This window comes from Aliidiomarina celeris (assembly GCF_003316875.1).
Taxonomy (GTDB): Bacteria; Pseudomonadota; Gammaproteobacteria; order Enterobacterales; family Alteromonadaceae; genus Aliidiomarina; species Aliidiomarina celeris.
Genome location: NZ_QMIL01000002.1, coordinates 455,420 through 476,468 on the forward strand (window position 1 = coordinate 455,420; position 21,049 = coordinate 476,468).

General features: G+C 51.2%; 15 protein-coding genes. 11 read left to right on the plus strand and 4 right to left on the minus strand.

Features of this window, described 5'->3' with window-relative positions; all coding sequences use genetic code 11:
- Positions 1-53 precede the first annotated feature (53 nt).
- Both DQW12_RS06380 and DQW12_RS06385 read left to right on the plus strand, forming a co-directional pair.
- Positions 54-1,649: an AbgT family transporter gene (locus tag DQW12_RS06380; RefSeq protein ID WP_113907000.1), complete on the plus strand. Its 1,596-nt coding sequence runs from the start codon at positions 54-56 to the stop codon at positions 1,647-1,649.
- 69 nt (positions 1,650-1,718) lie between these two features.
- The gene (locus DQW12_RS06385; protein WP_113907001.1) at positions 1,719-2,549 is read left to right on the plus strand and encodes a hypothetical protein; all 831 of its coding nucleotides are present in this window, start codon (positions 1,719-1,721) and stop codon (positions 2,547-2,549) included.
- On the opposite strand, the gene glsB is transcribed toward DQW12_RS06385, so the two are convergent.
- Both glsB and uvrA read right to left on the minus strand, forming a co-directional pair.
- Complete coding sequence (gene glsB / locus DQW12_RS06390) at positions 2,546-3,487, minus strand: glutaminase B (RefSeq protein WP_113907002.1); 942 nt, start codon at positions 3,485-3,487, stop codon at positions 2,546-2,548. The two genes, DQW12_RS06385 and glsB, sit on opposite strands and share 4 nt — an antisense overlap.
- Positions 3,488-3,490: 3 nt before the next feature.
- Positions 3,491-6,322, minus strand: a complete 2,832-nt coding sequence (gene uvrA / locus DQW12_RS06395) for an excinuclease ABC subunit UvrA (RefSeq protein ID WP_113907003.1) — start codon at positions 6,320-6,322, stop codon at positions 3,491-3,493.
- A 186-nt stretch (positions 6,323-6,508) separates the two neighbouring features.
- Between uvrA and DQW12_RS06400 the strand changes: the two genes are divergently transcribed.
- From DQW12_RS06400 to DQW12_RS13835, 3 genes are all read left to right on the plus strand, one after another.
- Positions 6,509-7,891 (plus strand): MFS transporter, encoded by a 1,383-nt coding sequence (locus DQW12_RS06400; protein WP_232819907.1) that lies wholly within the window; start codon positions 6,509-6,511, stop codon positions 7,889-7,891.
- Positions 7,892-7,948: 57 nt separating this feature from the next.
- Positions 7,949-8,653 (plus strand): single-stranded DNA-binding protein, encoded by a 705-nt coding sequence (gene ssb / locus DQW12_RS06405; RefSeq protein ID WP_113907004.1) that lies wholly within the window; start codon positions 7,949-7,951, stop codon positions 8,651-8,653.
- 137 nt (positions 8,654-8,790) lie between these two features.
- Positions 8,791-10,065 (plus strand): methyl-accepting chemotaxis protein, encoded by a 1,275-nt coding sequence (locus DQW12_RS13835; RefSeq protein ID WP_232819908.1) that lies wholly within the window; start codon positions 8,791-8,793, stop codon positions 10,063-10,065.
- On the opposite strand, the gene DQW12_RS06415 is transcribed toward DQW12_RS13835, so the two are convergent.
- Positions 10,066-11,088, minus strand: a complete 1,023-nt coding sequence (locus DQW12_RS06415; RefSeq protein WP_113907006.1) for a GGDEF domain-containing protein — start codon at positions 11,086-11,088, stop codon at positions 10,066-10,068.
- 227 nt (positions 11,089-11,315) lie between these two features.
- Between DQW12_RS06415 and DQW12_RS06420 the strand changes: the two genes are divergently transcribed.
- Together DQW12_RS06420 and DQW12_RS06425 are read left to right on the plus strand one after the other, a co-directional pair.
- A complete protein-coding gene (locus tag DQW12_RS06420; protein ID WP_113907007.1) occupies positions 11,316-12,281 on the plus strand; it encodes a type 2 periplasmic-binding domain-containing protein in 966 nt (321 codons plus the stop codon).
- A 3-nt stretch (positions 12,282-12,284) separates the two neighbouring features.
- Complete coding sequence (locus DQW12_RS06425; RefSeq protein WP_113907008.1) at positions 12,285-14,723, plus strand: putative bifunctional diguanylate cyclase/phosphodiesterase; 2,439 nt, start codon at positions 12,285-12,287, stop codon at positions 14,721-14,723.
- A 9-nt stretch (positions 14,724-14,732) separates the two neighbouring features.
- Here the strand turns inward: DQW12_RS06425 and DQW12_RS06430 are convergent, their stop codons facing one another.
- On the minus strand, positions 14,733-15,992 hold the full coding sequence (locus tag DQW12_RS06430; protein WP_113907009.1) for an adenosine deaminase family protein: 1,260 nt from the start codon (positions 15,990-15,992) through the stop codon (positions 14,733-14,735).
- 186 nt (positions 15,993-16,178) lie between these two features.
- On the opposite strand from DQW12_RS06430, the gene DQW12_RS06435 reads away from it, so the two are divergent.
- The 4 genes from DQW12_RS06435 to pyrC are packed head-to-tail and all read left to right on the plus strand — an operon-like array spanning position 16,179 to position 21,001.
- Positions 16,179-16,784 carry a thymidine kinase gene (locus DQW12_RS06435; protein ID WP_113907239.1) on the plus strand — a complete coding sequence of 202 codons (606 nt, stop codon included), beginning with the start codon at positions 16,179-16,181 and terminating at the stop codon, positions 16,782-16,784.
- A 4-nt stretch (positions 16,785-16,788) separates the two neighbouring features.
- The gene (locus DQW12_RS06440) at positions 16,789-17,925 is read left to right on the plus strand and encodes an efflux RND transporter periplasmic adaptor subunit (protein ID WP_113907010.1); all 1,137 of its coding nucleotides are present in this window, start codon (positions 16,789-16,791) and stop codon (positions 17,923-17,925) included.
- Between the two features lie 9 nt (positions 17,926-17,934).
- Positions 17,935-19,908: a MacB family efflux pump subunit gene (locus tag DQW12_RS06445; protein ID WP_113907011.1), complete on the plus strand. Its 1,974-nt coding sequence runs from the start codon at positions 17,935-17,937 to the stop codon at positions 19,906-19,908.
- Between the two features lie 58 nt (positions 19,909-19,966).
- A complete protein-coding gene (gene pyrC, locus DQW12_RS06450) occupies positions 19,967-21,001 on the plus strand; it encodes a dihydroorotase (RefSeq protein ID WP_113907012.1) in 1,035 nt (344 codons plus the stop codon).
- Positions 21,002-21,049 lie beyond the last annotated feature (48 nt).

The window sequence follows — 21,049 nt, forward strand, 5'->3', positions numbered from 1 at the left end:
TCTTAAAATTAGAATAATATGTCGTTGCGCGGCGTTCCCAAAAGGAGAATTCAATGTCTGCTCCGAATTCGCAGAATAAAACTAGTATTGAGCAACGCGGTTGGTTTACAAAATTCCTCGATACCGTAGAGTGGCTGGGAAATCTTTTACCTCATCCGGTTACACTGTTTGCACTATTCGCGTTATTAGTCGTTGTTGCCAGTGGCGTTGCCGGTTGGGCGGGGTTAAGTGTGCTCGACCCACGGCCTGCTACCTTTGGTGAAGAGATCTACGTAAACAGCTTACTGAGCGCAGAAGGCTTGCGCTGGATGGTGAGTAACCTTGTGACCAACTTTACAAACTTCCCGCCGCTCGGTGTGGTTTTGGTCGCCATTTTGGGGGTGGGTATTGCGGAGCGCAGTGGACTACTAGAAGCCATGATGCGCGGAATGGTCATGAACGCATCGCCACGTATGGTTACGGTAACTATTGTATTTGCCGGTGTGGTGTCGAATACCGCTTCTGAATTAGGCTATGTGGTTTTGGTTCCGCTGGCTGCAATGATATTCCATTCGCTTGGGCGCCACCCGTTAGCGGGTTTAGCCGCGGCTTTTGCCGGGGTTTCTGCGGGTTATAGTGCAAACCTATTCATTGGTACGGTTGACCCGTTGCTGGCGGGCTTTACCACCTCGGCGGCGCAGTTGATCGACGCGGACTACATTGTTGGCCCAGAAATGAATTGGTACTTTATGTTCGTTTCAACCTTTCTCATTGCCGGCTTGGGTGCCTTTGTAACCGAGAAAATTGTGGAGCCTAAGCTTGGTCCATACAATAAAAACGACATGGACCCCGATGCGGATATCGACAGCAATGTAAAAATGGACAAGCTAAGCCGAGCTGAGAAAATGGGGCTGGTTGCTGCTGGGCTTACCTTCTTAGGTTTGCTTGCTATTCTTGCGCTTACCATCATTCCTGAGAATGGCGTACTGAGAAACCAGGAAACCGGTGGCATTGCACGTTCACCGTTCTTAAACGGTATTGTGGTGTTCATTTTTATTACTTTCGCAATACCGGGCTTTGTTTATGGTTTTGTAACCAAAACCATGCGTTCAGACCGCGACGTGATTAACGCTATGGCGGCAAGTATGAGCTCTATGGGGCTTTACATTGTGCTGGTGTTCTTTGCAGCACAGTTCGTAGCCTTCTTTGGTTGGACCAACTTTGGCACCATCCTAGCGGTGAATGGTGCGAACTTCTTACAGAGCATTAATTTAACGGGACCAGGCGTTTTTGTACTCTTTATACTCATGTGTGCGTTCGTGAACCTTATGTTAGGTTCTGCGTCCGCGCAGTGGGCGGTAACGGCACCGATTTTCGTTCCAATGTTAATGCTGATTGGCTATGCGCCAGAGCTTATTCAAGCGGCCTATCGTATTGGCGACTCTGTAACCAATATTATTACGCCGATGATGAGTTACTTCGGTTTGATCTTGGCGGTGGCAGCGCGGTACCAGAAGAACCTAGGTATTGGAACGCTCATTTCTATTATGCTGCCCTATACCTTAATCTTCATGGTCGGTTGGGTAGCGTTGTTCTATATCTGGGTATTCGCGTTAGGCATGCCAGTTGGACCTGGCGCTGAAACCTTCTACACGCCGCCTTCAGCCTAACTTGACAACGATTAGAGATTGCAGGCACTATTTCAGTGTTTGTAATCTCTAAAGTGCTGGGCTGACTCCATGTTAAAACAACCGATTGTTCGTGTACTTCTTACAGTCGCTTTATTTTTTTCTTTGCCTGGAACACTTTATGCTGAAAGCGCTTCGCAACCACGGGTAGTCTATGTTGCGGCGTATGACTTTCCTCCTTATTTTTCTACCCGCGAAAGCCAAGATTTAACCTCTGTACTCGTTGCGCAATTAAATCAACGGCAAAGCGAATTCCAGTTTGTTATTCGCGAAATTAGGCCTTCAGAGCGCTACCAAGCGGTGTCGCCAACAGGCTGCTGCGACATTCTCTTTTTCGAAGCGCCGCAATGGGGTTGGCCGCAGTCGCGTGACTATGTATGGAGTTCTGCGTTGACGACAGGCACGGAACGGTTTTACGCGCTGAAAGCGCGAATTGAAAGTGGCGAAGTTTCATTCTCTACGCCCGGCGCCCAGCGTATTGGCGGAGTGCTTGGCTACCACTACGAATTTGCTAACTTTAAAACCGATCGCTCAACCCTAGAAGTCGACTACAATCTTTACAGTACCGACACGCCGGGCTCGCTGTTACAAATGCTCGACCGAGAGCGGATTGAACTGGCATTACTGAACGACGAGTTTGTAAAATGGCGACAGCATTTAGGCCAACCGAGTGCTTTGGCGCTTATGGGTGCAGAAATGGCGGACCACCATTATCACACGCGGTACGTGGTTAAGCGCAGTGGTTTGTTGGCGCCGTCTTTTATCGACAATTTGCTAAAAGACATGCTTAACGAGGGCCTTTTGCAGCAGCTGTTCGCAGACTTTAATATTCGTGATTCATTGTATTTTGGTAATACACAGCCGTGCGACCACAGCCATTAACTATAAACCGATAAGCCAAGCTCTTCAGCCAATTGTGTGACCATATACATACCCCGACAGCTGTTACCAAACCGATTTAACTTCGGGCTCCACGCACATATCACGCCGTAGTCGGGAACTACTGCAACAAGCCCGCCGCCGACACCACTCTTCGCGGGTAAGCCAACAGAAAATGCAAACTCACCGGATTGGTCATACATGCCGCTGGTCGAGAGCATGGCATTAATGCGGTGCGTAGAACGTGGGTCGCAGATAATCTCGCGGGAGCTGGGTTGTAGCCCTCGATTCGCCAAAAATGCGAGCGACCGCGCCACGTCTACACAGCTCATGTTCAGTGAACACTGGTAAAAGTAGTGATCGAGAACCGTTTCAACGTCGGCCTCAATATTGTTAAAGCTTTTCATAAGGTACGCTAATGCTGCATTACGGCTACCATGTTCGCGCTCACTCTGCCATACCGTTTCGTCGGCGTGTATAAGTGGGTTATTCGCTAAACTTCGAACAAACTGAATGAGCGCGGTTCTGCTCGCTGAGTAATGACTCACCAGCGTGTCTGCTACAACAATGGCTCCGGCATTAATGAACGGATTCCGCGGTATGCCTTGCTCCCACTCTAACTGCATAATGGAATTGAACGCTTGCCCAGAAGGCTCCATGCGCACTCGCTGCCATAATGCGTCGCCCATACGCTCCATGGCGAGCGTTAAGCCAAAGATTTTCGAAATACTTTGAATCGAAAAAGGAATCTGTGCGTCGCCGGCTATATGCACATTGCCGTCGAGTTCTGCAACGGCAATGCCCGTATAGTCGGGATTTACTTCGGCAAGGGCCGGAATATAATCCGCCACCTTGCCTTGCTCGGGCAGCGCTTTGGCCCGCTCGAGAATGTCCTGCAAGAGCTCGGCGGTATGCTTAGGGCGTTGCAGAGTACCTTCCATTGCTTACACCTGTTTCAAAAACGGCTTTAAGAAACGCGCAGTATGCGAACCTTTATGCTCACAGATTAACTCTGGCGAACCTTCCACCAGTATTTCTCCGCCACCGCTACCCCCTTCTGGGCCGAGATCCACAATCCAGTCTGCAGTTTTTATAACGTCGAGGTTATGTTCAATAATCACAATGGTATTACCGTGATCACGCAAGCGGTGCAGTACATCGAGCAGCTGCTGAATATCATGGAAGTGCAGCCCCGTAGTGGGTTCGTCGAGAATATAGAGTGTTTTGCCCGTGTCGCGTTTACTGAGTTCGCGTGCAAGTTTTACGCGCTGCGCTTCGCCGCCCGAAAGGGTGGTTGCAGATTGCCCCAAACGAATGTAGGAAAGGCCGACGTCCATCAGGGTTTGTAGTTTGCGGTGAATAGCGGGTACGGCGGCAAAGAAGTCGCGAGCGTCTTCTACAGTCATGCCCAGCACTTCGTCAATCGTTTTACCTTTGTAGCGAACTTCTAAGGTTTCTCGGTTATAGCGTTTGCCTTTACAAATGTCGCAGGGCACATACACGTCGGGTAAAAAGTGCATTTCAACTTTAATCATGCCGTCGCCTTGGCAGGCTTCACAGCGGCCGCCTTTCACGTTAAAGCTAAAGCGCCCCGGCTTGTAACCTCGCGCTCGAGCTTCTTGTACGCCGGCAAAAAGCTCTCGAATGGGTGTGAAAATTCCGGTGTAGGTTGCGGGGTTCGAGCGCGGCGTACGGCCAATCGGGCTCTGGTCAATATCCACTACCTTGTCGAGGTGCTCAAGCCCGCGAATTTCGTCGTGCGGCGCGGCAACGTCGCTAGTGGCGCCATTCAGCGCAATATGGGCAAGCGGCCATAATGTATCGTTGATTAGCGTTGACTTGCCGGACCCTGACACGCCGGTCACACAGGTCATTAAACCAATCGGTAGTCGTAAGTTTACGTTCTTAAGGTTGTTACCACGCGCGCCATCTATTTCAATCCAGTGTTTGCCAGGTTTGTTCCGCTTCCTCGGCAGCTCAATACGCTTTCTGCCCGACAGGTAATCGCCAGTAAGTGAACGCTCACTGTCAATAATGTCCTGCATTTTACCTTGTGCGACTACTTCACCGCCGTGCACACCAGCGCCAGGGCCAATATCAATCACATGGTCTGCCGCACGAATGGCGTCTTCGTCGTGCTCTACAACCAGCACCGTATTGCCCAAGTCACGCAAATGGGTGAGGGTTTCGAGCAAGCGTTCGTTGTCGCGCTGGTGCAAGCCAATTGAAGGTTCGTCGAGTACGTACATAACGCCCACTAAGCCCGCGCCAATTTGGCTGGCTAAGCGAATGCGTTGGGCTTCGCCACCCGAGAGGGTTTCGGCGCTGCGGCTCAAGGTTAAATAATTCAGCCCCACGTTTACTAAAAAACGAAGGCGGTCGTTAATCTCTTTTAATATTTTTTCGGCAATCTTAGCGCGCTGACCTTCCAGCTCGAGGGCACTGAAAAAGCCAAGGGCGTCGGCAATTGAACGTTCCACCACCTCGGGTAGCGTGGTGTTCGCTACAAACACATGGCGTGCTTCTTCGCGTAACCGTGCACCACCGCAACTGCGGCAGGGTTTGGTGGCTAAATATTTCGACAGTTCCTCACGCACCGCGTTAGAGTCTGTTTCTCTGTACCGGCGCTGCATATTGGGCACAATGCCTTCAAATGGATGGTTACGAACCACAGTGTCACCACGGTCGTTCATGTAGGTGAATTTCACTTCTTCTTTGCCGCTGCCGTAAAGAATTTTTTCTCTCACTTCGCTGGTAAGCGACTCAAATGGCGCGTTAAGGTCAAACTCATAGTGTTTAGCCAGCGACCGTAGCATTTGGTAATAATAGAAATTGCGCTTGTCCCACCCGCGAATGGCACCGCCGGTAAGGCTCAGTTCAGCGTTGGTCACCACCTTGTCGGCGTCGAAGTATTGCTCAACGCCTAAACCGTCGCAAGACGGGCATGCTCCCGCAGGGTTATTAAAGGAGAACATACGGGGCTCTAGCTCTTTCATGCTAAAACCGCAGTGGGGGCAGGCAAAGTTTGCCGAAAACAACATAGGCTCAAAGCTTTGCTCATTGTCCATGGGCACCACCATGGCAATGCCACCGCTTAATTCCAGTGCGGTTTCAAACGACTCCGCCAAGCGCTGTTCAATGCCTTCTCGCACTTTTAGGCGGTCTACTACAACCTCAATGTCGTGTTTCTTTTGCAGCTCTAGGGTAGGAGGGTCGCTCAAGTCGCAGATATTGCCGTCGACACGGGCACGCAAAAAGCCTTGCGCGGCCAAGTTTTCAAGGGTCTTCTGGTGTTCACCTTTACGCGCCTGCACTACTGGTGCAAGTAACATGAGTTTGCTGTCTTGCGGTAAGGTTAAAACTAAATCGACCATTTGGCTTACGGTTTGTGCAGCCAGCACTTCGCCATGGGTTGGACAGCGGGGTTCACCCACCCGCGCAAACATTAAGCGCAAATAGTCGTAAATTTCAGTAATGGTGCCCACGGTAGAGCGTGGGTTGTGCGAGGTCGACTTTTGCTCAATCGAAATCGCCGGCGACAGCCCTTCAATGGCGTCTACATCGGGCTTTTCCATTAAACTTAAAAATTGGCGCGCATAGGCGGAAAGCGACTCTACATAGCGCCGCTGCCCTTCTGCATAAAGCGTATCAAACGCCAGCGACGACTTGCCCGAGCCCGACAGGCCGGTAATCACAACCAGCTTGTCGCGTGGAATTTCCAGATGAATGTTTTTTAAATTGTGGGTGCGCGCACCCCGAACTTCGATCTTATCCATACCGTCCTACAACTGCTGCCTGAAGAAAAGAGAATCGGCTATTATCGCACATTGCTTGTACAATGTTGAAGGTGGATATTGCGGCTGACGTAGAGTGCTTCAATCTGCTAAACTCTGCACGCTCAACTATTCGTAAATCTGTTATTTCCGTATCAGCGGAAAGCGCAATGAAGGAAAGTAACCCGCGTGACCCAGCCTAGCCGTCTTAACGCTACTGAAAAAAAAGCCGCCGCCGCCTTAGCCTCTATATTCGGGTTACGTATGTTGGGGCTGTTTTTGATCATGCCCGTATTGGCTATTTATGGTCAAAGCTATCCCGACTACACACCCATGCTGGTAGGCCTCGCCATTGGCGCATACGGCCTCACCCAAGCCTTATTGCAAATTCCTATGGGTTGGTTGTCCGACCGCCTCGGCCGTAAGCCCGTTATTCTCGCCGGGCTCGCTATTTTTGCCCTCGGTAGTGCGGTGGCCGCACTCGCCGACACCCTTGCGTGGGTAGTGGTTGGGCGTGTATTGCAAGGCGCCGGCGCCATAGCAGGTGCAGTGCTGGCGCTCGCTGCCGACAGTGCACGACAAGAACAACGGCCGAAAGTTATGGCCATTATTGGCATGGGCATTGGCCTTAGCTTTGTGCTGGCGCTGATAATTGCACCGTTGTTGGGATCGGTGGCGGGTATTTCTGGGCTGTTCTGGCTCACCTTTGGCTTAACTCTGGTGTCGATTGTCGCGGTGCTTAAAATTTTACCGGTGCCCACACAGCGGGTGCCGTCGCGCGACATTTTACCCGTGCCGCAAGAAATGAAACGGCTGCTGAGTAATATGCAATTGCAACGCCTCAATATGGGTGTATTTGTTTTGCACTTGGTGCTCACCGCGTGGTTCGTTACCCTGCCGTTACAATTAGTAGACGCGGGTTTGAATGCGGAGCATCACAGCTGGCTCTATTTACCCACCTTACTGTTGTCGTTTGCTCTTATGATCCCGCTTATGTTGTGGAGCATCCGCAAAGAGAAACCGGTGCAAGGACAACGTATTGCTATCGTATTTCTGCTGTTAAGTTTGTTGGTTATTGCGGTAAATGATCAGCAATTACCCCTATTGGTCGTGGCCGTTTGGTTGTTTTTTGTCGGTTTTAACTTTCTCGAAGCGAGCCTGCCGTCAATGCTGAGCCAGCACGCACCCGCCGGAAATAAAGGCTCTGCCAGCGGAATCTATACTACATTCCAGTTTTTCGGTGCGTTTTTAGGCGGCGTAAGTGGCGGCGCATTGCTTCAGTTCGGGGGCATTCAAGCGGTTATGTTTTTTTGCGTGGCACTGCTACTATGTTGGTTCATTTTAACTTTAGGGCTGCGACACGTTTCGGCAACTACTCGTGTTACCTTAACCCTAAGCAATGCCATGCTCGCGAAGCCGGCGGCTTTAGCCGATCTACTCGTGCAGCAACCGGGCATTGAAGAGGCGGTTATTATTGCGCAAGAGCACGCCGCTTATTTAAAAATTGATCGCAATCATTATCAAGCGAAACAAGTGCAAAGCGCGCTGGCGCGTTTCGAACAAGAACAGTAATAGCAGCAGTGAAAAAAAGTAACGAATAGCAAGTAAACAGCATGATAGGAGAACAACATGGCAAGTCGCGGAATTAATAAAGTTATTCTGATCGGTAATTTAGGTGCTGATCCAGAAGTTCGCTATACCCAAAGTAGCCAGGCGATTGCCAACTTGAGCGTAGCCACCAGTGAAAGCTGGAAAGACAAGCAAACCGGTGAGCAACGTGAGCAAACTGAATGGCACCGCGTGGTTTGCTATCGTCGGCTCGCGGAAATTGCCGGTGAGTACCTGAAAAAAGGCTCAAAAGTGTATATTGAAGGGCGTTTACAAACCCGGAAATGGCAGGGCCAAGACGGGCAAGACCGCTACACCACGGAAATTGTGTGTAACGACCTGCAAATGCTCGACAGCCGCGGTGGCGACTTCGGCGGCGGTTCACAAGGTGGCAACTACGGTGGCCAGCAGGGCGGTGCACAAGGCGGTAACTACGGTGGCCAGCAGGGCGGTGCACAGGGTGGTAACTATGGTGGCCAGCAGGGCGGTTCACAGGGTGGTAACTATGGTGGCCAGCAGGGCGGTTCACAAGGTGGCAACTACGGTGGTCAGCAGGGCGGTGCACAGGGTGGTAACTACGGTGGTCAGCAAGGGAGCCCGCAAACCACTTATCATCAGCCCGCTCCGCAGCAACCCGCCCAACAATCTGCACAGCAACCGGCGCCGGCACCAAAGCCACAGCCTACAGCGCCAGACACCAGCTTCGACGACGACATACCGTTTTGATTGAGATCAAGTTGCTCGAGCACAAAGAAAGCCGCATATATTGCGGCTTTCTTTGTTTAAGTTTGACTAGAAAAAGCCGACATATTTAGGTAACGTTTAAAAATTATCAAAGCCTAATGTTTAAGGTGACATTTTTTATGTGGATGACCTCTTCAAAGCTTGAGCAGATCATTGTGCAAGCCGAGCAAAAAAAGGAACTGGCCTGCGTGCGGGTTTTTACTCAAGTTGCGCAACGTGCAACGGAGTCGCTGAAAACCTTGTCGCGCTCTGGCCAGCAAGGGCTTGAATTCCAGAAACAAATAGAATCGTTAAAGTCGGATCTGGATCAACTGGCTACGGCGGTAGAGGAAATGTCGCATTCGGCGTCTCAGGTTGCTGTGCAAGCCGAATCGTTGGGGCAACTTGCGCAGGAAAGCCTAGAAGAAACCGGCAAGGGGGTCGACACCTTTCACCAGTTCAATAGAGCGGTAGAAGGGGCCACCACGTCTATTCATGAAGTGACCTCTTTTATGGGTGACTTTATGGACCGTACGCGCGAAATTAGTGAGCTTGCGCAGGTAGTGAATGGCATTGCGGACCAAACAAACTTGCTGTCGTTAAACGCAGCCATTGAAGCGGCTCGGGCCGGCGAAGCCGGAAGAGGCTTCGCCGTGGTTGCCGATTCGGTGCGCGAACTCGCTCGGCGCAGTGCTCAAGCGGCTATTGAAATCAATAAAATAGTCGACGATGTAGTGAGCGGGGCGAACCGTATTCAGAATGTGGTGAATAGCTCCAACCAATCGCTCGATGAGGCCAGCAACACGGCTTCGGTAGTGAATGACGCGCTGAATAAATCTTTGGAAGCGGCAAATGAGAACGCCAACTTAACCAGCACCATAAAGCAAGCAACATCTGAGCAGTCGGAGGTTTCTAGCGAAATGGCAAGCCGGTTGCAGCACAGTGTGAATGAAGTTCGTGAGGCCGTTGCAACTTTTGAAATGATTGCCAATACCAACGCAAAAATGCGCTCGCTGCAGGCTGAACTTATAGGCATGTTGCCGGTAGAAAGTCCGGTAATGTTGTTAACGGTGGCAAAGAGCGATCATGTAATTTGGGTGGATCGAGTTCTACGGCAGGTACTGTACGGTGAGGAAACATTGCGTGCGAATGAGCTGAGTGACTGCAACCAATGCCGGTTGGGTAAATTTTTAAACTCCGACCGAGGCCGCGCTACGGTAGCCCATTTTCACCAATTTCAAGCGCTTCATAGTGGTTCACACCCGCGCGTGCACGACATCGGCATACGCCTCGTGAAAGAAAGCAGTAGCCTCACAGTGGGCAAAAAGCTGGAGTTAGCGCAAGAGCTTATGGAGGCGTCTGATCAGGTGCTTGGTCAGCTCGATCAAATGATTGAGCAGATTCAGCAGCAGTAATTAGCTGCTGGCGTAAACGGCCACTTGGTCGCGGCCTAGCGCTTTGGCTTGATAAAGCGCTTGGTCGGCTTCGTTTACGATTAATTCGGCGCTATGTTCGCCGCTGGCTTCGGTAACTCCGAAGCTGGCGCTAATGTTAATCTGCTCGGCTATTGTCTGATCTCGCACTGCGGAGCGCAGCCGCTCAGCGAATTGTGCAGCTTCTTTCTTATCTGTGTTGGGGCAAATGATTAAAAACTCCTCGCCGCCCCAACGGCCAATAATGTCAATTTCGCGCCGCTGTGCCAGTAACAGCTTTGCAAAAACTTCAAGCACAAGGTCGCCGCTTAAATGGCCGTGCTTATCATTCACTTGTTTGAAGTGGTCAATATCAACCAAAATAATGGAGAGGGGCTGGTTGTTGCGCTTTAAATGTGCAAGGGCGTGCGCTAGTTCTTTGTCTAATTTGCCGCGGTTGTAGAGCCCGGTGAGGCGGTCGCGCATGGACATTTTCTCGACCTCCCGATAGGCGTCTGCGCGTGAACGCTCGTAATGCAAAAACATAAAAAAGTGCACAATGAGTACTTCAATTACGTTGAGCAGGGCGCCTACTGTGAGCGGGCGTGGCTTTGAATGCGGCATTTGGAAATACATGTAAATGACCGCTGAAATAAAGGTAATAGCGGTTACCCAAGCACCTGCCTTGCGGCCAAGAAGAAAAAAGGCAAAGGGTGGCAGTACCGTTACCCACATCAGTGAGTAAGCACCACCTTTGGCAATCAGCATCACCGCAATGAGGTTAAAAAGAATGGTAGAGATGAGCGCCCACGACGCTATTTTTAAATTTTGCGAGCGCCAGTAATATAGGCTAATAAGCGTGGCAAAGCTAATGCTCAAGCCATTAAAAAACGCCAACCGAAATGAGTCGAGGAAAAACACGTTAATACTGCCGGCGAGTAATGAAAGCGAGATAACCACAGCAAGGGTAACCCGCAAGAGGGTTTTTTGGTGACGTTCCGGGTCAATAAATGAAGGTCCTGTCATGGCCGATACTTCGCTCGTTACTGAGCACTACAAGGTTGCCTAGCTTTTTATCATACTTTGCCTAAGGAAAAACACTTTACGCGACAAATGAAGCAGATAACTTGCCGAAATACATAAGGTAAAGCTTAAATTAGCGATCTAGAATCTTCACTAGGAAGCCGTGCCTAATGGGTATATGATTCGCCGTAGGGTAAGCACATTAAAAGGCTGTTATGAAGGTTAGCGTTATGCCAAAACCCAAGCATTTATCAATTGCTCTAGGCGCCCCGTTTTTGTTAGTGGTCAGCTTATTTTTAGCCGGCTGTACACCGGCGAAAACGCCGTTAAATATTGCTGGCAACACGTGGTTGGGTTACCAGCCAATGTATATCGCCCATGGCATGAACCTATGTAAAAACTGCGAACACCGCAGGGTTTATCGCAATGAAGTGCCGCTTAACTTTACTATGCTCCCTTCTACGTCGCTCACGCTGCGCTTGTTCACCACGGGCGAGCTCGACGGCGCCCTACTTACCCTCGACGAAGCCTTAAACTTGCAGCGCCGCACCAATATGGATCTGTGCGTAGCGCAAGTGCTGAGTTACTCCGAGGGTGCCGACGCGGTGCTCACGTTACCGAACTTTGATGCGACCCAAAAAATACGGTTTGGGTACGAGCAAACGGCATTGGGTGGCTATATGGCGAGCCGCGCAGCACAAGTGCTTGGGTGGTCAAGCGATAATATTGAAACTGAGTTTGTGGTGCCTCGCGCCCACGTTAATGCACTGTTAGAAAATGAAATAGACGCAGTGGTCAGCTACGAACCCTATATTTCCTTGTTGCGTGGGCAGGGCGCACAAGTGGTCTTCAGTAGTGCGGATATTCCGGGTGAAGTGCTCGATGTATTGGTGGTTACCCGCGCAGTTTGGCGCGAGCATAAGCCGCTCTTGCAGTGGTTAGAAACTAATTTTTGGCCGGCAGGACTGGCTGCGCTGAGCAGCGGCAACGAAGAAACCATGCGTTGGCTGAGCCAGCAGACCGAATTGTCTAGCGTTGAGCTCGGGCGCTCGCTAGCGGGCATTCACTTTATTACTCCGGATGAAACGCAAAGCGTGAGTTTACAAACTGCGGTAGATCGTATCGGTAGCTTCATGCAAGCTCAGGGGCGCGCCTTTCCTGCAGAGCCGTTAACCTTGTGCAGCGAGGCCGACTAAACCATGATGAGAAGGCTCACCCTGTTCAGTTTCACCAGTTTACGTGGCCAATTAATTATACTTCTGCTGGGTATTGGCTTGGTTTCTATTGTGGCCTCTACTGCTGTGATTGTTATGGAACAACAGCAGCAGGAGCATCGGCACACCATTCGCGAGGTTCGAATGCTTGCAACCCTAGTGCAAGGCTCGGTTAACCGTGCATTGCGCTACGACCTAAATGAAGCGGTGGAAGAAATTATGGCGGAAATTGCCGCCCACAGGAACATAACCGCGGTGCTGATGAAGTCGGTCGACGGTGAGCTGGTGCGCAGCCAAAGTTTAGGTTACCGAGCGGAATACATAGAAGCTTTTCGCCCCAATATAGACCACACCACTGTAGTGCGTGTCGCCAATTCTAGCCTCATTCAGTTTGCTTATCATCAGCCGTCACGCGCTTATCAGGTGTATGTACCTGTGGTGGCTGGCGGCAACATATTAGGGGAAACAGAGAACGGGGTTCTGGTTTTTAATTATATTCACGACTTCACTTGGTACGACGCCTTTATTGCACGGTTGCCTAATATTCTTATGGCTGCTTTATTTCTGCTCGGTTTTGCAGCGTTAGTGTTCGTATTTTTGCAGCGGCGCATTGCACGGCCGGCAGAACTGTTGGTGAACGCAGTGAACCAGCGTAGCGGGCCAGAGCAATTCCCAGTGCCGAGATTAAACGCCAACAATGAATTTGTAATTCTTGCAAAAGCGATTCGAACCATGCTCGGCCAACGCGAGGCCGACGAGTCTCGGCTGAAAAAACTATCGGCGGCGGTAGAGCAAAGCAACGAAGGCATAATTATTACCAATACCGAAGCGGTTATTGAATATGTTAACCAAGCATTAGTGGACAACACCGGGTACAGCCACGATGAGCTGATTGGTAATAACCCACGTATTTTGGCTTCGGGTAATACGCCGCAAAGTACCTTTAAAACTATGTGGGGGCGGCTGAGCAAAGGTGTGGCTTGGACTGGTGAGCTTTACAATCGGCGCAAAGATGGGAGCGAATATATAGAGCTGCAAACCATTACCCCGCTGCGCAATAACGTGGGAGAAGTAACACATTATTTGGGTGTGAAGCAGGATATTACCGAGCAAAAATCAATTCAAGAGCGGCTCCACTTTCTTGCATATTTTGACATGCTTACCCATTTGCCAAATCGTGTCAGTGTGCTCGATATGCTCAGTGCTGAAATTCAAGAAGGTGTGCGTACAAACCGACGCGGCGCTTTGCTGTTGTTGAATATCGACCGTATGAAGAGCATTAACGACGCTCGCGGTTACGACTACGGTAATGAAGTGCTACTCGCATTGTCGTCGCGGCTACTCGACCAACCACAAAAGCTGGGTACCGTTGGGCATTTAGGCGCGGACACCTTTTGTGTGATTTTACCTGCGCGTTATCGCGACAATATTCAAGCAAAACAAGTAGCGGAAGAAGCTGCAAATAGTGTTATGGCTGCGTGCAGCGAACCACTCGATATTAAAGGAGAGCGGGTAGCGCTCACGATAAGCGTAGGCATTAGCATTATGGGTGATCAGCAGCAAAGTGCTGAACTGATTATTCGTAGCGCCGAAACGGCCCTGCACAATGCGAAGAACAAGGGGGGAAATCAAAGCCTTGTGTACCGTGACACCGATGGCGCCGAAGCCGAGCGTATCTTTCGGTTAGAAGGCGAACTACGAGAAGCTTTGCGGAGTAATCAACTGCGCTGCTTTTTGCAGGCGCAAGTAGACGAAAAAGGCAAATTAGCTGGCGCTGAAGCACTGGTGCGCTGGCAACACCCTGAGCATGGCATGGTGTCGCCGGGCGACTTTATTCCGGTCGCAGAGCGGTCAGACTTAATTGTAGAACTAGACCAATGGGTATTGCAGGAGGCGCTAACGGTGCTGCGCGAATGGCAAGATCAAGGGCGGGCGCTCACCATGTCGATCAATCTAAGCCCGCGCCATATTCGCCGCGACACCTTTGTGGCTGATGTTGAGCGTATTCTCGCGCAAACCGGTGTGAACCCGCATGAAGTAGTATTGGAGGTAACCGAAGGGCTCTTGGTTGAAGACGTGGCGGGCAGTATTGCGAAAATGAAAGCGCTAAGTACCCTTGGCATTCAGTTTTCAATCGACGACTTTGGTACCGGTTACTCGTCGCTGGCCTATATTCGGCAATTGCCGGTGCACGAATTAAAAATTGATCAAAGCTTTATTCGCGGTTTACCTCATGCCAAAGGCGACTTGGCCATGGTGAACACCATTATTTCGGTGGCGCAGAATCTCGATTTACGCATTGTTGCAGAAGGTGTAGAAACCCGCGGCCAAGCTGATTTCTGTAAGGAAAACGGAGTGTGGGCGCAAGGCTACTTTTATGACCGCCCGCTCGACATTGCGAGCTGGCGGCACAAATGGTTCTAGCCCGCTCGGTTAAATAAAGCCGTATTTACGCGCAATGGTGTCGAAGTACTGCAAGGTGTGCTTCGCATAGGCGCGTTTTTCAATGTAGCTGCCCGGGAAAAAGTTCTTTTTAAAGCCGTAAGCCACCATATCTTTCAAGCGCTTCAGCGGTACTGGAAAGTTGTCGAGGGCAAGTTTGTACTCGTCACTCAGCGTGGTTTGCGACACCAGCCGGTTATCGGTGCAAATTACCGTGGCAATGCGGTTTTCCAGCATGTATTTAAAGTTATGGTTTTTAATGTCGCCAATGCTTGGGTTGGTTTGCAAGTTACTGGTTAAGCATACTTCAATGGCAATGCGCCGATCCGCAATGTACGACGCTAAATGTGCGCTGTAGGCCTTTTTGTCGGTAATACTTGGGTCTTCAATCATGTCGGGAGAAAACAATGAATAGCCGTGGCCTAAACGGTCGGCATAACATTGCGTGAGGGCATCGAAAATACTCTCGGGACCGTAGGCTTCGCCGGCATGCACGGTTTTCAGCAAAAAGTTTTGGTGTGCAAACTCGTACACCTCTTTAAATTTATGCGCCGGATAACCGTTTTCTTGGCCCGCAATGTCCAGCCCAACAATGGGCAGGCCGTCTTCGTCACGCATGCGTACGCTGGCGCGAATTAATTCCATAGCAGCGGCTTTAATAACACTCATGTCGTCGTGTTCACGCAGTAAATTAAACAAATGCGTGTAGTAGGGCGAAAAGCCCTTTTTACCGAACATGCGCATTGCACAGTTAATAATGCCATATTCGAAAGGTGGTTTTTGGCCGCTGGTAAGGCCCACGTCTGGGCGCGCGTTGTACTCATTCTTAGCACGTTTTAAGCCATTGTTTACGGCGTGCATAACGTCGTCGAAGCTAATGTTATTCTCTGGATCCATGAGCAATTGCGGCGCAAAGCGCACCTCAATGTAATTTACGCCTTCTTCTTGGTTGTCTACCGCCAGTTCGTAGGCAGCGCGTTCCATATTTTCCAGATTACGCAGCACCGCACAGGTGTATTGGAAGCCATTCAGGTATTCGCCCAAATTGGCATAATGCGACTTGAACACTTCTTCTTTTAAGCCTTCAACCGTGGTGGCGGGAAGCGTAATGCCGGCGGTTTTCGCCATGTCGATAAGGCTTTCCATGCGCATGCTGCCGTCGAGGTGTAAATGCAAATCGGCTTTTGGCATTTCACGAATAAAATCAAGAGAATAAGTAGTTTGAAGGCTGTCGGATGAAGAATGCGCCATGGCGTGCTCCTGTAGATTGCAGGGAAGGAATGCGAACAGAAATTTATTAACCACGCAGTATACCGCAAAATTACCGCCGTTTCTCGGTTAACGAATTGCAGAGAGGGAGCAGCTTAGGTATGGTGCGCCCTTAACGTGAACTTAACCTTTTATAACCAAGCTTTCACCAGTTTTACGGAACGAAAAATGGCTGCACTCTATTTTACCTACTCAGCAATGAACGCGGGGAAAAGCACCTCATTGCTGCAAGTTGCTCATAATTACGAAGAGCGTGATCAACAGGTGTTACTGCTTACGCCTGCCTTCGACAACAGAGCAGGGGTAGGAAAAATACATTCGCGTTTAGGCATTGACAGAGAGGCACGTATTTTTGCCCGCAACGACGATTTGTTTGCGCTCATTGGCAACAGTGCACAACAGCAACGAATCGACTGCGTGCTTATGGACGAAGCGCAATTTTTGTCGGCTGAACAAGTATGGCAACTTACTCGGGTGGTCGACGAGCTGAATATTCCAGTAATGTGCTACGGCTTACGAACCGACGCCTTTGGTCAGGCGTTTGAGGGCAGCGCTGTGCTGTTAGCCGTTGCCGATAAACTCTCAGAAATGAAAACAATTTGTCACTGCGGCCGTAAAGCCATTATGTCGCTACGGGTCGACGAGCACGGAAATGCAGTAAAGCACGGCGAGCAAATCGCTATTGGTGGTAACGAACGGTATATCTCATGCTGTCGAAAGCATTGGGCAGAGGCATTAGCAGAAGTAGGGGCTCACCCTGCTGGATTGGAGTAGTAACATGAAGAAGTGGATGGTTTGGAGTGGTGTTGTTTTGGTGGCTGGCGCTGCCGCGGCATGGTGGTTCTGGCCAGAAAATGACAGCAAGGGCATGCAAGCGCCTACTGCAAAAGTAGAGGTGCGTACCATTCAGCAAGTGGTTACCGCTACCGGGCGTATTCAGCCGAAAGAGTTCGTCGACGTGGGTGCCCAGGTTTCGGGCCAGTTGGAAAAAATTCATGTGGAAGTGGGTGATAATGTTGAAGCCGGTCAACTGCTTGCTGAAATAGACGCGACAGTACTTGAAGCGCGGCTCGACGGTGTTCGTGCGCAGTTGAAGTATCAACAGGCACAGCTTGCTGAACGTGAAGCCCTGAAAACTCAAGCGGAACTCAACTTGCGCCGGCAAGTGCGGTTGCGCGAAGACCGCGCCACCTCTGAAGAAGCACTTGAAGCTGCGCAAGCGCAAGCTGCAGCTGAAGCGGCACGGGTACGCGCTATTCAAGCACAAATTGAGCAAACCGAGTCGTCGTTGCGCGCCGACGAAGCGAACCTAAACTACACTCGCATTTTCGCGCCCATGAGCGGTACGGTGGTGAGCATGGCTGCTCGCCGTGGGCAAACCTTAAACGCGTCGCAAACCACGCCAACCATTCTTACTATTGCGGATTTGTCGATTATGCGCGTGCAGGCGCAGGTTTCGGAAGCCGACATTAGCCGTTTAAGTAAAGGCACAGAGGTGTATTTTACAACCTTGGGCAACCGTGGCCAGCGCTGGAACAGTGCGCTTGACTTAATTGAGCCCACTCCGCAAGTGGAAAACAACGTGGTGCTTTACAACGCGCTATTCGACGTGGACAACACGGCGCGGCGGTTGCTGCCGCAAATGACCACGCAAGTATTCTTTGTGATTAACCAAGCGGAAAATGTGCTGTCGGTTCCTGCAGCTGCAGTGAGCCCGCGCGGCCCGAACCGAGCGGAAGTGCGGGTACAACGCGGCACAGCGCCGAACATGCAAATTGAAACCATAACGGTAGAGACGGGCCTGTCGGACAGGGTTCATGTGGAAATTAAGTCTGGGCTTGAAGAAGGCGACACCGTACTGCTGAATGTAGGTGCAGCGGGTATGCCAGCCGGTATGCCGCGCGGCATGCGTTAAGGAGTCGGTATGAACAACACGCCGCTGATTAAATTACGAGGCATTACTCGCAGCTTTCAAACCGGTGCGCTCAGTACGCAAGTGCTACATGGTATCAACTTAGACATTGAGGCTGGAGAGTTTGTGGCCATTGTCGGCTCGTCGGGGTCGGGCAAGTCTACGCTGATGAATATTCTTGGCTGCCTCGACAAACCGACCAGCGGCGACTACTGGTTTCGTGGCGAAAAAGTAGCGAATATGTCGGCCGACGAGCTCGCGCGCTTGCGACGTGAAGCCTTTGGCTTTGTATTCCAACAATATAATTTGTTGGCGGGCGCTACTGCTCAGGGCAATGCGGAACTGCCGGCTAACTATACCCGTGCCTCTAAAACAGAGCAGGCCGAGCGTGCACAATCGCTGCTCACGCGCCTCGGTTTAGGCGACCGCATGCACCACCGGCCGCGTGAGCTCTCTGGCGGCCAACAACAGCGGGTGTCAATTGCGCGCGCGCTGATGAACGGCGGCGACATAATTCTCGCCGACGAGCCGACTGGCGCGCTCGACACCACTAGCGGTAAAGAGGTAATGGCGCTTTTGCGAGAGCTTTCCAATGAAGGCCACACCATTATTCTTATTACCCACGACGCGGAAGTAGCGGCGCATGCCGACCGCGTGATTGAAATTCGTGACGGCCATATTCAAAGTGACACCCGCAATAATGCCTCAGCACACCAAACAAGTGACGGTGAATTGGGGGCAGAGCGGCCTGCGGGCAAGCGACTTAGCAAGGCACCCGTCGCCCCAACGGCCTTGCAAAGCAGCTGGCGCTCGTTAATTACCGCGCTAACCTCGCTGCGCACCAATATTTTCCGTACCGCACTTACGTTACTGGGTATTGTTATTGGTGTGGCCGCGGTTATTTCAATGCTGGCCATTGGCCAAGGTGCGCAAAAAGAAGTGGTGGATCGTATTAGCGCCATGGGCTCGAACTTGTTGTCGGTATTTCCCGGCGCACCTAACTCTCGCGGGCGTTGGTCGGTGGCCACGCTGGTACCCGAAGACGTAGACGCCATAAACGAATTGCCAAATATTTTGGCGGCGGTGCCCGAGTTAACTGGTAACCGTACGTTACGCCGGGAAGGCTTCGACAAAGAAGCACAGGTAAACGCTACGTATGCAGAGTTTCCTATTGCGCGGCAATGGAACCTTACCGAGGGCAGCTTCTTTACTCAGGAAGACGAAGACTTGTACGCCACAGTAGCGGTGATTGGCCAAACCGTGAAACGACAGCTGTTCCCGGACCGCAATCCATTGGGCGAGGTTATGCTCATAAACAACGTCCTGTTCCGTGTTATTGGCGTTATGGAGGAGCGCGGTGCAACACCTTGGGGGCAAGACCAAGACGACGTAGTGTTTGTGCCTTACAGTACAGGGTCACTCAGGCTCTTTGGGCAACGATTTTTACGCAATGTAACAGTAGCGGTCGAAACGGCTGACCCCGTTATGATGCAGCAGGTGCAAGACAGCGTGCATGCGTTGTTGCTTGAGCGCCACGGCGTAGAAGACTTCAGCATTCGCAATATGGCGTCGATTATTGAAACCGCCACAGAAACGCAAAATACCATGACCGTGCTGCTGGGCGTAATTGCCGTGATCTCGCTGTTGGTGGGTGGTATTGGCGTAATGAACATTATGTTGGTAAGCGTTACCGAACGCACGCGTGAAATTGGTATTCGCATGGCGGTGGGCGCGCGACCTGGGCTAATTCAGCAACAGTTCCTCATTGAAGCGGTTACGGTGGCGTTAATAGGCGGCTTGTTGGGTGTTGCCATTGGTGTAGCCGTTACTTGGGTGATTGCGTCGCTCGGCACCACGGTGGTGTATAGCTTGTCGCCGATTATTATGGCCTTTGGCTGCGCATTCTTAACCGGGCTTATTTTCGGTTTCGTGCCGGCGCGTAAAGCTGCGCAACTAGATCCGGTGCAGGCGCTTCTTAGCGAGTAAGGCTTGAGGTATACTGGGCGCTCCTTTGTGCTGAACCCTTCACTAAAAGAGGACGCCCATGCAGCAGCTTACTATTCTTCGCCCCGACGATTGGCATTTACACGTGCGCGACGGAGCGGTACTCGCCGACATTGTGCCGGAAACCAGTAAGGTGTTTCACCGTGCCGTGATTATGCCCAACTTAGTGCCGCCGGTTACAACAGTGAGCGCCGCGCTTGAATATCGGCAACGCATTATGGCTGCCGTTCCTCCGCAACACAGTTTTCAGCCCCTGATGGCGCTGTATCTTACGCAAACTACCTCGGTCGACGAAATTCGAGCGGCAGCAGCTAATCCACATGTGATTGGTTTTAAACTTTACCCGGCTGGGGCCACGACCAATTCGGCAGCGGGTGTTACCGCGGTAAATGACATGGCTCCAGCGTTTGAAGCAATGGCTGAACATGGTGTACCGCTGCTCATTCACGGCGAAGTGACAGAGTCGGAAATTGATATTTTCGACCGCGAAAAAGTATTTATCGACCGCTATTTACGCCACATTGTTGCTCAGCACCCGCAACTCACGGTGATTTTAGAGCACATTACCACCGCCGACGCAGCACAGTTTGTGAACGAAGCCCATGCGCGTGTGGGCGCTACCATTACGCCCCAGCACTTATTGATGAACCGTAATGATTTGTTAGTAGGCGGAATTCGCCCGCATAACTTCTGTTTGCCGGTGTTAAAACGCCGCACTCACCAAGAGGCGCTGCAACAAGCAGCGATTAGTGGCAGCCCGAAGTTTTTCCTCGGTACCGATTCTGCGCCCCATGTGCAGCATAAAAAAGAAACCGCCTGCGGCTGCGCCGGCTGTTATTCCGCCCCTGCTGCAATAGAGCTCTACGCCGAATTCTTTAGCCGTATGGACGCGCTCGATAAATTGGAGAATTTCGCCAGCCGTTTTGGCGCCGAATTTTATGGCTTACCGGTGAACGAAACCACGATTACGCTGGTGCAAACGCCTTGGCAGGTGCCCGCCACCGTTACGGCAGGGGGCGAGCCTTTTGTGCCTTATTGGGCAGGCGAAACCTTGCAGTGGCGGGTTCGGAATTAACCAATTAGTGATATACTTTAGGTCGAATTGTGGTCAATATGCCTTTGC

Coding starts and splice junctions, on each gene's coding strand:
- DQW12_RS06380 (WP_113907000.1), top strand. CDS start 54: ATGTCTGCTCCGAATTCGCAGAATAAAACTAGTATTGAGCAACGCGGT.
- DQW12_RS06385 (WP_113907001.1), top strand. CDS start 1,719: ATGTTAAAACAACCGATTGTTCGTGTACTTCTTACAGTCGCTTTATTT.
- glsB (WP_113907002.1), bottom strand. CDS start 3,487: ATGGAAGGTACTCTGCAACGCCCTAAGCATACCGCCGAGCTCTTGCAG.
- uvrA (WP_113907003.1), bottom strand. CDS start 6,322: ATGGATAAGATCGAAGTTCGGGGTGCGCGCACCCACAATTTAAAAAAC.
- ssb (WP_113907004.1), top strand. CDS start 7,949: ATGGCAAGTCGCGGAATTAATAAAGTTATTCTGATCGGTAATTTAGGT.
- DQW12_RS13835 (WP_232819908.1), top strand. CDS start 8,791: ATGTGGATGACCTCTTCAAAGCTTGAGCAGATCATTGTGCAAGCCGAG.
- DQW12_RS06415 (WP_113907006.1), bottom strand. CDS start 11,088: ATGACAGGACCTTCATTTATTGACCCGGAACGTCACCAAAAAACCCTC.
- DQW12_RS06420 (WP_113907007.1), top strand. CDS start 11,316: ATGCCAAAACCCAAGCATTTATCAATTGCTCTAGGCGCCCCGTTTTTG.
- DQW12_RS06425 (WP_113907008.1), top strand. CDS start 12,285: ATGATGAGAAGGCTCACCCTGTTCAGTTTCACCAGTTTACGTGGCCAA.
- DQW12_RS06430 (WP_113907009.1), bottom strand. CDS start 15,992: ATGGCGCATTCTTCATCCGACAGCCTTCAAACTACTTATTCTCTTGAT.
- DQW12_RS06435 (WP_113907239.1), top strand. CDS start 16,179: ATGGCTGCACTCTATTTTACCTACTCAGCAATGAACGCGGGGAAAAGC.
- DQW12_RS06440 (WP_113907010.1), top strand. CDS start 16,789: ATGAAGAAGTGGATGGTTTGGAGTGGTGTTGTTTTGGTGGCTGGCGCT.
- DQW12_RS06445 (WP_113907011.1), top strand. CDS start 17,935: ATGAACAACACGCCGCTGATTAAATTACGAGGCATTACTCGCAGCTTT.
- pyrC (WP_113907012.1), top strand. CDS start 19,967: ATGCAGCAGCTTACTATTCTTCGCCCCGACGATTGGCATTTACACGTG.